The sequence below is a fragment of the Streptomyces diastatochromogenes genome (assembly GCF_002242805.1).
Lineage (GTDB): Bacteria > Actinomycetota > Actinomycetes > Streptomycetales > Streptomycetaceae > Streptomyces > Streptomyces diastatochromogenes.
In genome coordinates this window covers 1-16530 of the sequence record NZ_MCGQ01000010.1, presented here as the reverse complement: position 1 = coordinate 16530, position 16530 = coordinate 1, and the positions used below count along the sequence as shown (strand labels likewise).

Sequence of the window (16530 nt, the reverse complement as noted above, 5' to 3'; positions counted from 1 at the left end):
GCGGTCGCGGAAGCCAGGGCTCAGCTCCGGGCCGGGGTGAGCACCACGAAGTCGGCCTTCGACGGGTCCAGACAGACGGCCAGCCGGCCGACGCCCTCCACGTCCTCGGGCCCCATCTGCACGCTGCCGCCGTTCCCGGTGACCTTGGCGACCGCGGCGTCGCAGTCGGTGACATGGAAGACCGGGTGCCAGTACGGCCGTCCGCCCGCCAGGCCGAGATGCTCCTCAGGGAGCTCCATGAGGCCGCCCTGCATACGGTCCTCGGGAAGCCCGGCGGGGGTGACGAGAGAGTACGTGCCCCCGCCGCCGGGCAGGTCCATGTCGCTGAACCGCCAGCCGAAGACGCCGCCGTAGAACTCCTTCGCGGCCGTGGCGTCGCTCGTGTACAGCTCGGTCCAGGACAGCGAGCCCGGCTGGTCCACCAGTTCGACGCCCTGGTCCGTCCCGGGCTGCCAGACGGCGAACTGGCCCCCCAGAGGGTCGCTGTACTGCGCCATCCGGCCCCACTCGCCGAGGTCCGTCGGCGCCACCCGCACCGTGCCACCCGCGCGCTCCACGGCCTGGGTCGTGACGTCCGCGTCGGTGACGCTGTAGTAGATCATCCAGGCCGAGCGCGCGCCCTCCTCGGTGAGCTTGCCGAGCCCGCCGACGATCTTGCCGTCCTTCCGGAACATGCCGCCTTCCATGTCCTCCCCCTCGCCCATGGGCTGGTACTCCCACCCGAGCACGGCGCTGTAGAAGGCTGCGGCGGCGCGGACGTCGGGTGTGCCGAGGTCGAGCCAGCAGGGGGAACCGGGGGCGAAGTCCGTGGTGATCATCGCGATTGTTACCTTCCGTGGATGCAGTGTGTACCCAGCGTGACACCGGCCACTGACAATCGCCTGTCGGCGGCGCTCCGGCGCCCCGTCGCGGGACGGGGAGGTGGAGCACCGTCGCGTGGGAGGTCGGCGGTCCCGTGGCGGCGGCGCCCGGCCGCCGACGAACTGCAGGGTCCGTTATTGATGGATGCGGGTCGGCTTGGGATCCAACATGGGTGATTCCTTTGCTCTCTGTGTGGAGATGCTTTGCATGTTGTGTCGGTCTCAGGCCCTAGCGTGATGCCCCGCAGGAGGCCTTGATCGACAGCGCCTCCTTTTTTGACGTGCACTCAAACTGCTTACGCCAGAGGTGAGCTGCGCGTTGTGGGACCGACGAGGGGGACACACCGCATGGTGCGGGCAACGGGGTGGAGACGTGTTCGGGGGGCCTGGGCAGTCCGGAGAGCTCATCGCACGGCAGTGGTGACGGCAGGCGCCCTGCTGGTGGGGCTGCTGCCCTCGGGTATGGCCACCGCTGCCACGGTGGAGAAGCGGCACGTGTCGGCTCCGGCTGCTCCGCACGACAAGCGGATTCCCTTCACTCACGCCACGCCCAAGCGCGTCCCCGTGCGGAAGGGGTTCAAGCACTTCGACCCCGCCGCGCACGCGAAGCTCCCCGTGCCGGGCAGCGCCGTGGTCACCCTGCCCGTCGCGACTGCCTCCACGCGCCTGAGCGCCAAGGCGACCCAAGTACGGGCGGGAGACACGCCTGTTCTGCTCGGTGCCGCCGCGGGTACGCACCCCCAGGCGGCCGCTGTCGCCCGATCACAGCGCGTGCGGGTGACCGTGCTGGACCAGAAGGCCGCACGCGCCGCCGGTGTCCACGGTGTGCTCTTCACCCTGCAGCGCACCGGCGCCGGCGGCGGAAAGGTCGCCCTGCGCGTGGACGACTCGTCGTTCCGCTACGCCTTCGGTGGCGACTTCGCCGCGCGCCTGCACCTGGTCCAGCTGCCCGAATGCGCCCTGCACACGCCGAAGCTGACGCACTGCCAGACACAGGCTCCGGTGCGCACGACCCCGGGTGCACCACTGTCCGCCCAGGTCTCCGTACCTGGCGCAGCCTCGGCCGCTTCCGGGGCCACCCTCTCTCCTCACTCGGCAACGACCTCGCCCAGCTCACTGGTTGTCATGGCCGCGACGTCGGGCACCTCGGGTTCCGCCGGTGACTACTCGGCGACGAGCCTGTCGCCCGGCGGCTCTTGGTCCACCTCGGGGAACACCGGCTCCTTCACCTACGACTACCCGATCACGGTGCCCGCGGCCATCGGCGGAGCAGCACCGAAGGTGGACCTGTCGTACGACTCCTCCGGCCAGGACGCGCGCACGGAGGGGACGAACAACCAGTCCTCGTGGCTGGGTGACGGCTGGAGCTCGACGGAGAACTACATCGAGCGCACGTACAAGCCATGCGACGACGACTCGTCTTCGGGTGCGCCGAAGAACGACGGGGACGAGTGCTGGGCGGGTCAGATCCTGACCCTGTCCCTGAACGGCAGCTCCACCCAGCTCGTCTACGACGACAGCACCAAGACCTTCCACCCGGCCCAGGACGACTCGACCACCAAGATCGAGAATCTGACCAACGCCACGAACGGTACGGCGAACGGGGAGTACTTCAAGGTCACCGAGGGGGGCGTGCAGTACTTCTTCGGCCTCAACCGGCTGCCGGGCTGGTCCAGCGGCAAGGGCGAGACGAAATCCGTGTGGACCATGCCGGTCTACCACGCGCACGGCGGGGTCTCGGCGTGCCCGGACAGCACCGACTTCGCGTCCACCTCGTGCACGTTGGGGTACCGGTTCAACCTGGACTACGCGGTCGACACCCATGGCAACGCCACCGCCTGGTACTACTCGCCGGAAACGGGCTACTACGGCGCGGACGTGAAGGACACCGCGGTCTCCTACACGCGCGGCGGCACGCTGTCCCGCATCGACTACGGCATGACGTCGTCGACTGTCTACTCGGGCACCGCGCCGGCGCAGATCCTCTTCGACACCGCGGAACGCTGCATCCCGGGCACCCCGTCGGGCAACACGTGCGCCGACAGCCAGTTCACCGCCGCCAATGCCGCGTACTGGCCGGACGTACCGATCGACCTGAACTGCACCTCGGGCTCGACCAATTGCACCAACCACGGCCCGAGCTTCTGGTCGCGCAAGCGGCTGACCGCGATCACCACGCAGATCCAGACCGGTGGTGCGACGAAGCAGGTCGACAAGTACAGCTTCACCGAGTCCTTCCCCGACGGCGGCGACCACGCCCCCACCCTCTGGCTGGACTCCATCCAGCACACCGGCCTGGACACCCTGGGCGGCGCCACTGGCAGCACCTCCACTCCGGCGGTGAGTTTCGACCCGCCGCTGCAGCTGCCCAACCGGGTCGGGACGATCCCGCAGATGCCGCTGATGTACCACGACCGCATCCAGACGGTCACCAGCGAAACCGGCGCCCAGACCACCGTCACCTACGACCGGCCCGACTGCTCCAGCGCCCCGGCAAGTGACCCCAATGACCCGACGGACGCGGCGGCCAAGACCTTCGCCTCCACCAACACGTTGCCGTGCTTCCCGGTGTACTGGACCCCGTACGGGCAGCCGTCGCCGATGCTGGACTGGTTCTACACGTACCCGGTGACCTCGGTGGTGACCGAGGACACGCACAACGCTTACCAGGACGGCACCGAACCCAAGCTGGAGACGGACTACGCCTACAAGGGCAAGCCGGGCTGGCACTACGACGACAACGAGGTCGTCAAGGCCAAGAACCGTACCTGGGGCCAGGCCCGCGGTTACCCGGAGGTGGACGTCACCACCGGTGACCCGAGCGTCTTCCACCTCACCAACGGCGCCAAGGTCTACGACCAGAAGACGCTGACGAAGTCGTACTACTTCCTGGGCATGAACGGCGACACCCTGCCCGGCGGCAAGACCCGTTCGGTACCCGACCTGACCAGCCAGGACGGTGCCACCTCGGTCACCGACGACAACGCGCTGGCCGGCCAGGTCTTCGAGAGCGACACCTACACCGCCTCCGGCGGCAGCCTGAACAAGGCCGTCGTCACCGTGCCCACGATCATCGGCCCCACCGCCACCCGCAACCGCAGCGGCCTGCCCGACCTGACGGCGCAGATGGTCCGCACCGCCAAGTCCCTGACCCGTGAAGCCGTCTCCTACGGCTGGCGCAAGACAGAGGCCGACACCTTCTACAACACGACCCTGGGCAAGTCCACGACGGGCATGGCGGTTCAGGCCGACGACCGCGGTGAGACCGCTGACAGCGACAACGTCGCCAAGTGCACCTACACCCGCTACCTCACCGGCACTGCGGACACCCTCGTGGTGCCCGCCGAGACCATCACGACCGCCCAGGACTGCTCCACCGCCGGGGCCACGCCCAGCGGGACGCTGATCGCCGACACGCGCACCTCGTACGACGGGCACGCGTTCGCCTATGACGGCGACGGCCAGCAGAACCCGGCCCTGCCCGACCACGGTGACGCGACCCTGGTCCAGAAGGCGTCGTCCGCCAGCGGCGCGACCGCGACCGCCTTCGTGGACCAGGCGACCACCACGTACGACTCCTACGGCCGCACCGCGAAGGTCACCCGCACCCCCAACTCCACGTCCCCGGACGGCAAGAGCCTCGCCCAGACCGTCCTCACCTCCTACACCCCGAGCAGCGGCGCGCTCCCCACCAGCAGCACGACCATCACCCAGGTCACCCCCGGTGTGGACTGCTCCGCGACCACCACGTCCTCCAAGGACTGCGAGCTCGCCACCGCCACTCTGGACCCGGGCCGGGCCCTGCCCACCGCCAAGACGGACGTGGCCGGTCTGCTCACCTCGCTGACGTACGACTCGCTGGGTCGTCTGACGGCGGTGTGGCTGCCGAACGAGGTCAAGGCCAACAGCGCGCCGGCGAACATGACCTACACCTACACCCTGTCCCAGTCGGCACCGTCGATCGTCGCGACCAACACACTGCTGGACAGCGGTAGTTACCAGACCAGCGAAACGCTGTACGACGCCATGCTGCGGCCGCTGCAGACGCAGGCGACGGCGGAGAACTCCAGCACCACGGTCTCGGACACGCAGTACGACTCGCACGGCTGGACGGTCGCCACCAACAACGCCTACAACGTGGGCGGCAACCCCGCAAGCAAGTTGGTCTCCGTCTCCCAGGTGTCCATCCCGGACACCACCGTCACCGACTACGACGGGCAGGGCCGGGCCGACCTGCTGACCGAGGAGCACGACGGGGTCAAGACCTGGACCACGACCACCGCCTACACCGGGGACAAGACCACCGTCCTGCCTCCCAAGGGCGGGGTTGCCACCACCACGGCGGTCAACGCCCGCGGCCAGACCACCGAACTCGACCAGTACACCGCCCCGCCCACCGTCTCCGGTACCGCGGCCACCGGCTTCACCACCACGGGTGGTACCACCTCGGCCACCACCTATGGCTACACCGCCGCTGGTCAGCAGCATCAGGTCACGGGCCCGGACAAGTCGGTGTGGACGTTCGACTACGACCTGCTCGGCCGCAAGAAGTCCCAGACCGACCCGGACGCGGGCGGAAGCGGCTACGGCTACGACGACGCCGGCAACCAGACCTCCACCACGGACGCCAAGAAGGTCGAACTCGACTACACCTACGACCTCCTGGGCCGCAAGCTCACCGGCACCGACAAGTCCAAGTCCAACTTCCAGTTCGCGTCCTGGACCTACGACACCCTGCGCATCGGCCTGCCGACCTCCTCCACCCGCTACGTCCAGGGCACCACCGGCGGCTACACGGTCGCCACCACCGGCTACACCACCCTCGGCAAGCCCACCGGCACGAAGATCACGCTGCCGGCGTCCGAGGCGCCGCTGCCGTCGACGTACACCACGACCTACACGTACTCGACCAACGACCAGCTGCTGAAGACCCAGGCCGACCCGCGCACCCAGGGTCTGAACAACGAGACGATCACCTACGACCGTGACGCGCTGGGCAACCCGACGAAGACCAGCAGCAGCATCAACACCTACGTCGGCGCGACCGTCTACACGAACTTCGCCGAGCCGTCCCGGGTCACCCTGGGCGCGTCCACGAACCCGGCGTGGGCGACGTACAGCTATGACGACCAGACCCGCCGGCTGACCGACCGTCTCATCGAGCGGACCCAGGCCCCCGGCCCTGCGGTGGACGACACCAAGTACAGCTACGACGCCTCGGGTAACCCGACGTCCACCACCGACCAGCAGTCGGAGACCGGCAACACGGTCACCGACCAGCAGTGCTACAGCTACGACACCCTGGACCGGCTGACCGACGCCTGGACCGCCAACGACAACTGCGCGGCCAACCCGCCCACGTCCGGCACCGTCACCAGCACACCCGGTTCCTACTGGCAGTCCTTCAGCTACGACGCGATCGGCAACCGCCACCAGAGCATCGACCACGCCATCGGCAGCAGCGGCACCAGCACCACCACCACCTACACCGACGGCTGCACCACCAACTGCACCCCCACCGGCGCCCAGCCCCACACCCTGACCGCCACCACCGGCGGCACCAACCCCACCAACTTCGCCTACGACGAAGACGGCAACCTGCACACCCGCGTCCCCACCACCGGGTCGGGACAGACGCTGACCTGGGACGACGAGAACCACCTGGCCCAGGTAGACACCGGCGGCTCCAGCCCCACGACCACCAAATACCTGTACGACGCCGACGGCAATCAGCTCATCCGTCGCGATCCCGGCCAGACCACCCTGTTCGCCGGCGACACCGAGATCATCGTCAACACCGGCGTCACCCCGAACGTGCTGCTCGGCGCGGTCCGCACCTACAGTCACGGTGGCAGCGGCATGCCCATGGCGATCCGCTCCAGCCTCTCGGGCGGTGGACTTAAGTACCTGTTCAACGACGCCCATGGCACCGCGAACTTGGCCATGGACGCCACCAGCCAGCAGGTCGCCCGCCAGCAGTACACCCCCTACGGCCGGCAACGCTCCAGCGCCAACACCACTACCTGGCCCGACCCCACCCACTCCTACCTCGGCAAACCCCAGGACACCTCCACCGGCTACACCGACGTAGGCGCCCGCAAGTACGACCCCACCCTGGGCCAGTTCATCAGCGTCGACCCTGTTTTCGAAGCCACCAGCCCCCAGCAGCTGGGCGGCTACACCTATGCCGCCGACAACCCCCTCACCAACAGCGACCCCACCGGCCTGATGCTTGACGGTGGCGGCGACTGCAGGCTCCAGGCAGGAGGCTGCAACCCCGACCCCGTGCACCCGTCGCATCACAAGAGTGGAGGCGGTCACCACGGTGGAAACGGGGGCATGCAGAGCTGCAACCGTGCCTGTTTCGAGAACCCCGACGGCTACCACCGCATCCAGAAGGCCGCCGCTGCCGAGACGTTCTCTCAGAAGATCCACGACTACGAAGTGGTCGCCTCGGTCGTAGCGAGCCTGGTCGTGGCAGTTCCCGCCGGCGTGGCCTGCACGGAAGGCGGCCCGGTCATCGGCCCGGCCTGTGTCAGCGGGGTCAGCAGCCTCGGAAATGCTTTGAACTCGTCGTTCAGCGGCGCGAACGAAGGCGTGGATCCGGTAGAACCTGTCGCCCGGTGCAGCTTCACGCCCGATACGCGCGTGCTCATGGCGCACGGCAAGACGAAGCCGATAGGGAAGATCAAGGTGGGCGACCGCGTCGAAGCCGCCGATCCGCACACCGGCAGACATCGGGGGGCCCGGAGGGTTCTCGACAGGTTCGTCAACCACGACAAGGACCTGATCGACCTCACCGTTCAGACCGCACCCGGCCACTCCCAGACCATTCACACCACCTCCCGCCATCCCTTCTGGGACGACTCCGACCACACCTGGGTCCCGGCGGGCCGCCTCAAGACGCATCACGTCCTGAATACCGCCGCGAATGGGCACGTCCGCATCCTCACCGTTCGGGTGCACCCTGGGACGGCGGACATGTTCAACCTGACCGTCCAGCAACTGCACACGTTCTACGTGGTGGCAGGGACCACGGCGGTTCTGGTCCACAACACGTGTCCCCTCAATGATCCTTCATCAGTGGCGGCTCAGATTGCCATGAAGGCACGCATGGAGAACGGAATTGCGGCCGGGCGGAATGTGGCGGTCTACCGCATTGGTTCTGGGGATGACGCTCGCTATATAGCGGCGGCAAATGAAGACAATCTGCATTCGGAGCGAGTCCTGGATGCCTACATCGACAAGCAGGGTATTCCTCTCGACGATGTCACGGCGATCTACTCCGAACGCCAGCCTTGCTCCTCCCGTCCGAATCTTTGTGGCGCAAGAATTGGGCGGTACAAGTCGGCGAGAAATGACATCGAGTGGTCATTGAACCCGGACGGCCCTGGTTATACCGGATACAACAAGGCGCGTGTCCGTGAAGCCATGGATGGATACTCGCCCAATTCGAGCGTTCCCGATTATGACTGGATCACGAAGTAGAGGCACTGCAGGATGACCTGTCCAAGGCCGGAGTGCCCTCCGCTAGACTGAGTTGGATCTTCATGGACGTAGGGGAGGTGTTGTGGACGATCGAGAGCCAGACCTCGAGGTGGAACGCCTCTTGCATGCCGATCTAGGGGTGTTGCTCGGAGGTGAGGACCTGTCCGTGCGACCGTCCGCGGTGTTGGATGTCTGGAGAATTCCGGACGACGCCAAAGAAGCTCTTTCGGTATACGGCCTACCTGCGGTGCCCGCCGACGACTCGTTCGTGCGCGTCGGTGCGTCCTTCCAGCCGGGGAAGGAGCCGGCATACGCCGGCCACGGAACGGAGGGTTACGTTATCGGTTCCTGTGGAGATGTGAGCATCGTCGCTGATGTTTCGGTCGGCTCCGTCTATGCCGTGCCGGAAGTGCGCGAGATGGTGCCGGCTCTTTCCCATCTCCATCCCGATGGTGTTCCGGATGCGCTGATCAATTCCCGGGTCGTCGACCTTGTTGACTTTTCCTGGCGCTGGTACTGGCTGGCCCCTCTTCTGGTTGAACAGAGGGACCTGGCCGATCAGGCCGAAATGGATGCTTGGCGTTCAGGTGGGCCGGATGTCGACTTCCATGCACCCTATCGACGGCTGTGCTCCAAGGTCAGGGACAGTTTTCGAGCCAAGGATCGGGCTGCGACAAGCACCGATGACTCGATGTGGTCCGTGATGATCGACGGATTTGAGTGAAGGCGCCGCCGCACCTCAGCGAGCCTGCACTCACGCAGGTCAGGCAAGGCGCGGCGGCGTTCCGGCGAAGGTTGCTCAGATGTCCCGGAAGATCTCGATCTGCGCCCCGACCGAGTTCAGGCGCTCCGCGAGGTCCTCGTAACCCCGGTTGATGACGTACACGTTGCGCAGGACCGACGTGCCCTCCGCCGCCATCATCGCCAGCAGGACGACCACGGCGGGTCGCAGCGCGGGCGGGCACATCATCTCGGCGGCGCGCCAGCGGGTCGGGCCCTCGACCAGGACGCGGTGCGGGTCGAGCAACTGGAGGCGGCCGCCGAGGCGGTTGAGGTCGGTCAGGTAGATCGCGCGGTTGTCGTAGACCCAGTCGTGGATCAGGGTCTGGCCCTGCGCGACCGCCGCGATGGCCGCGAAGAAGGGGACGTTGTCGATGTTCAGGCCCGGGAAGGGCATGGGGTGGATCTTGTCGATCGGGGCTTCGAGCTTGGAGGGGCGGACGGTGAGGTCCACCAGCCGGGTACGGCCGTTGTCCGCGAAGTACTCGGGGCTGCGGTCGTGGTCGAGGCCCATCTCCTCCAGGACTGCCAGCTCGATCTCCAGGAACTCGATGGGGACGCGGCGGACGGTCAGTTCCGACTCCGTGACGACCGCGGCGGCCAGCAGGCTCATCGCCTCGACCGGGTCCTCGGAGGGGGAGTAGTCGACGTCGACGTCGATGTTCGGCACGCCGTACACGGTGAGTGTGGTGGTGCCGATGCCCTCGACCTTGACGCCCAGCGCCTCCAGGAAGAAGCAGAGGTCCTGGACCATGTAGTTGGAGGAGGCGTTGCGGATGACCGTCACGCCGTCGTGCCGGGCGGCGGCCAGCAGCGCGTTCTCGGTCACGGTGTCGCCGCGCTCGGTCAGCACGATCGGGCGGTCGGGGCGGACCGTGCGGTCGACCCGCGCGTGGTACTGGCCCTCGGTGGCCGCGATGTCCAGACCGAACCGGCGCAGCGCGATCATGTGCGGCTCGATGGTGCGCGTGCCGAGGTCGCAGCCGCCGGCGTACGGCAGCTTGAAGGCGTCCATGCGGTGCAGCAGCGGACCCAGGAACATGATGATCGAGCGGGTGCGGACGGCCGCCTCCGCGTCGATCGCCGCCATCTCCAGCTCGGCCGGGGGCACCAGTTCCAGGTCGACCCCGTCGTTGATCCAGCGGGTGCGCACGCCGATGGAGTTGAGCACCTCCAGCAGGCGGTACACCTCCTCGATCCGGGCCACCCGGCGCAGCACCGTGCGCCCCTTGTTCAGCAGTGAGGCGCACAGCAGGGCGACGCACGCGTTCTTGCTGGTCTTCACGTCGATGGCGCCGGAGAGCCGACGGCCGCCGACCACGCGCAGGTGCATCGGACCCGCATAGCCCAGGGACACGATCTCGCTGTCCAGGGCCTCACCGATGCGGGCGATCATCTCAAGGCTGATGTTCTGGTTCCCGCGCTCGATGCGGTTGACGGCGCTCTGGCTGGTGCCGAGCGCCTCCGCGAGCTGCGTCTGTGTCCAGCCACGGTGTTGCCGGGCGTCACGGATGAGCTTGCCGATGCGTACGAGGTAGTCGTCTGCCATGAGGTTGAGGCTATCTCAGATATGAGATGGCGCCTGTTGGGGGGTCCATTCGGGTGACGGGACGTCAGTGACCAGCAATGATGCGGGGGATGTGGGATGATGTGGGGGTTTCGTCCGGTACTTGTCCACTGTCCTGTTTTCCCTCGCAATCACACGGATGCAGCACAAATCCTCGCGTACTCCCGGGCGAAGAACAGTGACGGCTCGAAGCGGACCGCCGGCACGGGGTCCGTCGCGTGCACCGGTGCGGCGGGCGTGACGGCGTACCGGACCCGCTCGACGCCGCCGTATTCGTCGCGCACCTCCAGCACCCCCGGCTCCGGGCAGTGCCACGTGAACTCCGTGACGTCTTCCCCCAGGGTGTTGGTCAGCGTGCCGGTGCCCCGCCCGTCGTCGAGGAACTCCAGCTCCGACGCCTCCATCACTCCGTAGTCGAAGGGGGAGCTGTCCCAGTGGCCGATCAGTGCGGTATCGAGAGACATGTGGCGATCTTCGCGCATCGTCCTGTGGCCGACGCCACCGAAAAACGGCAGGGTCGGGCCCGGCCGGACATGACCAGCCAGCCCCCGTGTACTAGAGTTATCTCGACATCGAGATATCTGCCGAGAAGCACCGCAGCCGCCACCCTGGTAAGGGTTACCTAACTTAGCCTTACCTTAGCGGATCGGCCCAGATGCCGTGGCGGCAGGATCGTGGTGAGTACGCGCACATCAATGAAGGAGACTGTCGTGTCGGCGAACAGCTTCGACGCCCGCAGCACGCTGCAGGTGGGCGACGAGTCGTACGAGATCTTCCGGCTGGACAAGGTGGAGGGCTCCGCTCGCCTGCCGTACAGCCTCAAGGTCCTGCTGGAGAACCTGCTCCGCACGGAGGACGGCGCGAACATCACCGCCGACCACATCCGCGCCCTCGGCGGCTGGGACTCGCAGGCCCAGCCCTCGCAGGAGATCCAGTTCACGCCGGCCCGCGTGATCATGCAGGACTTCACCGGCGTTCCCTGTGTCGTGGACCTCGCGACCATGCGTGAGGCCGTGAAGGAGCTGGGCGGCGACCCGGCGAAGATCAACCCGCTGGCGCCGGCCGAGCTGGTCATCGACCACTCCGTCATCGCCGACAAGTTCGGCACGAACGACGCCTTCAAGGTGAACGTCGAGCTGGAGTACGGCCGCAACAAGGAGCGCTACCAGTTCCTGCGCTGGGGCCAGACCGCCTTCGACGAGTTCAAGGTCGTCCCGCCGGGCACCGGCATCGTCCACCAGGTGAACATCGAGCACCTGGCCCGTACCGTCATGGTGCGCAACGGCCAGGCGTACCCCGACACCCTGGTCGGCACCGACTCGCACACCACCATGGTCAACGGCCTCGGTGTGCTGGGCTGGGGCGTCGGCGGCATCGAGGCCGAGGCCGCGATGCTCGGCCAGCCGGTCTCCATGCTCATCCCGCGCGTCGTCGGCTTCAAGCTGACCGGTGAGCTGCCCGCCGGCACCACCGCCACGGACCTCGTGCTGACCATCACCGAGATGCTCCGCAAGCACGGTGTCGTCGGCAAGTTCGTCGAGTTCTACGGCGAGGGCGTGGCTGCCACCTCCCTCGCGAACCGCGCCACCATCGGCAACATGTCGCCGGAGTTCGGCTCCACCGCCGCGATCTTCCCGATCGACGACGAGACCCTGAAGTACCTGCGTCTGACCGGCCGCAGCGACCAGCAGGTCGCGCTCGTCGAGGCGTACGCCAAGGAGCAGGGCCTCTGGCTGGACCCGAAGGCCGAGCCGGACTTCTCCGAGAAGCTCGAGCTGGACCTGTCGACGGTCGTCCCGTCCATCGCCGGCCCGAAGCGTCCGCAGGACCGCATCGTCCTCGCCAACGCCGCCGAGCAGTTCAAGCAGGACGTCCGCAACTACGTCGAGAGCGTGGACGAGGCGGGCCAGGAGTCCTTCCCGGCCTCCGACGCCCCGGCCATCCACCCCAACGGTGCCCCGTCCAACCCGGTCCAGGTCACCGCCCCCGACGGCACGACCTACACCCTCGACCACGGTGCGGTGACGGTCGCGGCCATCACCTCCTGCACCAACACCTCGAACCCGTACGTCATGGTCGCCGCCGCCCTGGTGGCCAAGAAGGCGGTCGAGAAGGGCCTGACCCGCAAGCCGTGGGTCAAGACCACCCTCGCCCCGGGCTCGAAGGTCGTCACCGACTACTTCGACAAGGCGGGCCTCACCCCGTACCTCGACAAGGTCGGCTTCAACCTCGTCGGCTACGGCTGCACCACCTGCATCGGCAACTCCGGCCCGCTGCCGGAGGAGGTCTCCAAGGCCGTCAACGACCACGACCTCGCGGTCACCTCGGTCCTCTCCGGCAACCGGAACTTCGAGGGCCGTATCAACCCCGATGTCAAGATGAACTACCTGGCCTCCCCGCCGCTGGTCGTCGCGTACGCCCTCGCCGGCTCCATGAAGGTGGACATCACCAAGGACGCCCTCGGCACCGACCAGGACGGCAACCCGGTCTACCTGACCGACATCTGGCCGACCGAGGCCGAGGTCAACGACGTCGTGGCCAACGCCATCGGCGAGGACATGTTCAACAAGTCCTACCAGGACGTCTTCGCGGGCGACGCCCAGTGGCAGTCGCTGCCGATCCCGACCGGCAACACCTTCGAGTGGGACGCCGAGTCGACCTACGTCCGCAAGCCCCCGTACTTCGAGGGCATGGCGCACGAGCCGGCGCCCGTCACCGACATCGCCGGTGCGCGCGTCCTCGCCAAGCTGGGCGACTCGGTCACCACCGACCACATCTCCCCGGCCGGTGCCATCAAGGCCGACACCCCGGCCGGCAAGTACCTCACCGAGCACGGTGTCGAGCGTCGTGACTTCAACTCCTACGGCTCCCGCCGAGGCAACCACGAGGTCATGATCCGCGGTACGTTCGCCAACATCCGGCTGCGCAACCAGATCGCGCCGGGCACCGAGGGCGGCTACACCCGCGACTTCACCCAGGCCGACGCGCCGGTGGCGTTCATCTACGACGCCTCCCGCAACTACATCGAGCAGGGCATCCCGCTGGTCGTCCTGGCCGGCAAGGAGTACGGCTCCGGCTCGTCCCGCGACTGGGCCGCCAAGGGCACCGCGCTGCTCGGCGTCAAGGCCGTCATCGCCGAGTCGTACGAGCGCATCCACCGCTCGAACCTCATCGGCATGGGCGTCCTGCCGCTGCAGTTCCCGGAGGGCCAGAACGCCGAGTCCCTCGGCCTGACCGGCGAGGAGACCTTCTCCTTCTCCGGCGTGACCGAGCTGAACGAGGGCACCACGCCGCGCACGGTCAAGGTCACCACCGACTCCGGTGTCGAGTTCGACGCGGTCGTCCGCATCGACACCCCCGGTGAGGCCGACTACTACCGCAACGGCGGCATCATGCAGTACGTGCTGCGCAGCCTGATCCGCAAGTAAGCGGCAGGGCACGGCGGTACAGGGCCGCATCCCCGGTGACGGGGGTGCGGCCCTTCGCCGTACCCGAGCCCTACCCGAGCCGGTCCGGTCCGGGCTGGACTGGGGCCAGGCCGGTCCGCCCCAGGTCATCACCCACCCTCAGGCGGAACACAGGGTTCCCCCAGCGGACCGGGACAGGATCGGTACATGAGCCGCCGCCCACGGGCCCGCTCGCTGCGCACGCGCCTGCTGGTCCTCATCACCGCCACCCTCGTGGGTGTGTGCGCCGCGCTCGCCCTCACCACCGTCCTCGCCCAGCGCGCCTATCTCCTGGGCACCCTGGACGACCGGGTGAACGACGCCGCCGAACGCAGCGTGGGCGCGGCCGCACTCCACCCCGGACTCCCCGCCGACCTCGCCTTCCTGCGCGAGGGCGGCCACACCGAGGGGCTGCTCGCCGCCCGGCCGGATGCCGCCGGGCACCTCGTCTCCGCCGCCGTCGTCACCCGGGACGCGGCCCCGCGCACCCTCACCTCCGCCCAGCGCGCCGCCCTCACCGGCATCCGGGCCGACGGCTCGGCGCACACCCGGACGGTGCCCGGACTCGGCACCTACCGGGTCACCGCCCTCGACGCGAGCGGCATCCGCGTCCTCACCGGCCTGCCCATGGACGACGTCCGGGCCACGCTCGGCCGACTGGTCGAGATCGAGGCGATCGTCGGCGGCGCCGGACTCGCACTCGCCGGCGGCGTCTGCGCGGTCGTCATCCGGCGGCAGCTGCGCCCGCTCGACCGGGTCGCCGCCACCGCCGTCGAGGTCTCCCGGGTACCGCTCGGCCACGGACGGGTCACCGCGCTGCCCCGGGTGCCCGAACCCGACACCGACCCCGGCAGCGAGGCCGGCCAGGTCGGCGCCGCCCTCAACCGGATGATCGACCATGTCGAGGCCTCGCTCGCCGAGCGCCGGCGCGGCGAGGAACGCATGCGCCGCTTCGTCGCCGACGCCAGCCACGAACTGCGCACCCCGCTCACCTCCATCGCCGGCTACGCGGAGCTGATGAACCGCGTCGCCCCCGACCTCGCCTGGCGCAGCGTCCTCGCCGAGTCGGCCCGCATGACGGAGCTGGTCGAGGACCTGCTGCTGCTCGCCCGCCTCGACGAGGGACGCCCGCTGCAGACCGCGGAGGTGGACCTCGCCGCCGTGGTCGCCGAGGCCGTGTGGGACGCCCGCGCGGCCGGCGCCGATCACGTCTGGCGGCTGGAACTCCGACCGGACACCCCGGCGCCGGTCACCGGGGACGCGGCCAGGCTGCGCCAGGCGGTGGCCCACCTGCTGGCCAACGCGCGCAAGCACACCCCGCCCGGTACGACCGTCACCGCCACCGTCGAGTCCACCGCCACCCGCCACCTGATCCGCGTCCGCGACGACGGACCGGGGATCCCACCCGACCTGCTCCCGTCCGTCTTCGAACGCTTCACCCGCGCCGACACCTCACGCTCCCGGGCCCCCGGCTCCCAGGGCGGTTCGGGCCTCGGACTCGCGATCGCCGCCGGGATCACGGCGGCACACGGCGGCGGCATCAGCGTGACCAGCGCCCCGGGCCGGACCGAGTTCACGATCGAACTCCCCGCGGCCGCTCGTCAGCTCCGCCCGCATCCGCTCAGTCCGCAAACAGCTCCGTGACGTCCGGCAGCGCCACCTCGGCCCAGATCACCTTGCCCTGGGGGGTGTACCGGGTGCCCCAGCGCTCGGTCATCTGGGAGACCAGGAACAGACCCCGGCCGCCCTCGTCGGTCGTCGCGGCGTACCGCAGATGCGGTGAGGTGCTGCTGCCGTCGGAGACCTCGCAGACCAGGGTGCGGTCACGGATCAGGCGCACATGGATCGGGTCGGAGGCGTAGCGGATGGCGTTGGTGATCAGCTCGCTGAGCACGAGTTCCATGCCGAAGCCCAGCTCGGCCAGGCCCCACTCCTCCAGCTTGTCGGACACGGCCCCGCGCATCCCCGAGACGGCGGCCGGGTCGCGCGGCACGTCCCAGTCGGCCACGTTCTCGGACGGCAGCGCCTGGGTGCGCGCGATGAGCAGGGCGACGTCGTCCTTGGGCCGCTCGGGCAGCAGCTCGTCCAGCACCGCCTGGCAGCTCTCCTCCGGCGGCCGGTCGGGGTGCCCCGCCAGCGCCTGGCGCAGCAGCTCCATACCCACGTCCAGGTCACGCCGGCGGTCCTCGATGAGCCCGTCGGTGTAGAGGACGAGCTGGGTTCCCTCGGCCAGCTCCAGCTCGGCCGTCCGGAACGGCATGCCGCCGAGGCCCAGCGGCGGCCCGCCCGGCAGCTCGGGGAAGGTGACGCTGCCGTCGGGGTGGACCAGCGCGGGCGCCAGGTGCCCCGCACGCGACATGACACAGCGGCGTGTCACCGGGTCGTAGAT

Annotated in this window: 8 protein-coding genes; 4 read left to right on the top strand and 4 right to left on the bottom strand. The window is 68.5% G+C overall.

Annotated elements, in window-relative coordinates; genetic code table 11:
* Positions 1-20 precede the first annotated feature (20 nt).
* Entirely contained in the window at positions 21-818 is a 798-nt protein-coding gene (locus BEK98_RS10955; protein ID WP_094216259.1) for a VOC family protein, read from the bottom strand.
* Positions 819-1277: 459 nt separating this feature from the next.
* Between BEK98_RS10955 and BEK98_RS10950 the strand changes: the two genes are divergently transcribed.
* Positions 1278-8348 (top strand): polymorphic toxin-type HINT domain-containing protein, encoded by a 7071-nt coding sequence (locus tag BEK98_RS10950; RefSeq protein ID WP_094216258.1) that lies wholly within the window; start codon positions 1278-1280, stop codon positions 8346-8348.
* Positions 8349-8430: 82 nt separating this feature from the next.
* Positions 8431-9072: an SUKH-4 family immunity protein gene (locus BEK98_RS10945; RefSeq protein WP_167444134.1), complete on the top strand. Its 642-nt coding sequence runs from the start codon at positions 8431-8433 to the stop codon at positions 9070-9072.
* 75 nt (positions 9073-9147) lie between these two features.
* On the opposite strand, the gene BEK98_RS10940 is transcribed toward BEK98_RS10945, so the two are convergent.
* Together BEK98_RS10940 and BEK98_RS10935 are read right to left on the bottom strand one after the other, a co-directional pair.
* Positions 9148-10677, bottom strand: a complete 1530-nt coding sequence (locus BEK98_RS10940; RefSeq protein WP_094216256.1) for a helix-turn-helix domain-containing protein — start codon at positions 10675-10677, stop codon at positions 9148-9150.
* Between the two features lie 149 nt (positions 10678-10826).
* Positions 10827-11159: a hypothetical protein gene (locus BEK98_RS10935; RefSeq protein WP_094216255.1), complete on the bottom strand. Its 333-nt coding sequence runs from the start codon at positions 11157-11159 to the stop codon at positions 10827-10829.
* 246 nt (positions 11160-11405) lie between these two features.
* Between BEK98_RS10935 and acnA the strand changes: the two genes are divergently transcribed.
* Both acnA and BEK98_RS10925 read left to right on the top strand, forming a co-directional pair.
* Entirely contained in the window at positions 11406-14123 is a 2718-nt protein-coding gene (gene acnA, locus BEK98_RS10930) for an aconitate hydratase AcnA (protein WP_094216514.1), read from the top strand.
* Between the two features lie 186 nt (positions 14124-14309).
* Positions 14310-15785, top strand: a complete 1476-nt coding sequence (locus BEK98_RS10925) for a sensor histidine kinase (RefSeq protein ID WP_094216254.1) — start codon at positions 14310-14312, stop codon at positions 15783-15785.
* Here BEK98_RS10925 and BEK98_RS10920 read toward each other — a convergent pair.
* Positions 15763-16530 (bottom strand): ATP-binding SpoIIE family protein phosphatase (locus tag BEK98_RS10920; protein ID WP_167444133.1); only part of this gene is annotated, 768 nt, incomplete at its 5' end. The genes BEK98_RS10925 and BEK98_RS10920 overlap by 23 nt on opposite strands.

What these genes read in the sequence shown, in the direction of transcription:
- BEK98_RS10940 (WP_094216256.1), bottom strand. Translation starts at nt 10,677, where the DNA reads ATGGCAGACGACTACCTCGTACGCATCGGCAAGCTCATCCGTGACGCC.
- BEK98_RS10925 (WP_094216254.1), top strand. Translation starts at nt 14,310, where the DNA reads ATGAGCCGCCGCCCACGGGCCCGCTCGCTGCGCACGCGCCTGCTGGTC.
- BEK98_RS10955 (WP_094216259.1), bottom strand. Translation starts at nt 818, where the DNA reads ATGATCACCACGGACTTCGCCCCCGGTTCCCCCTGCTGGCTCGACCTC.
- BEK98_RS10935 (WP_094216255.1), bottom strand. Translation starts at nt 11,159, where the DNA reads ATGTCTCTCGATACCGCACTGATCGGCCACTGGGACAGCTCCCCCTTC.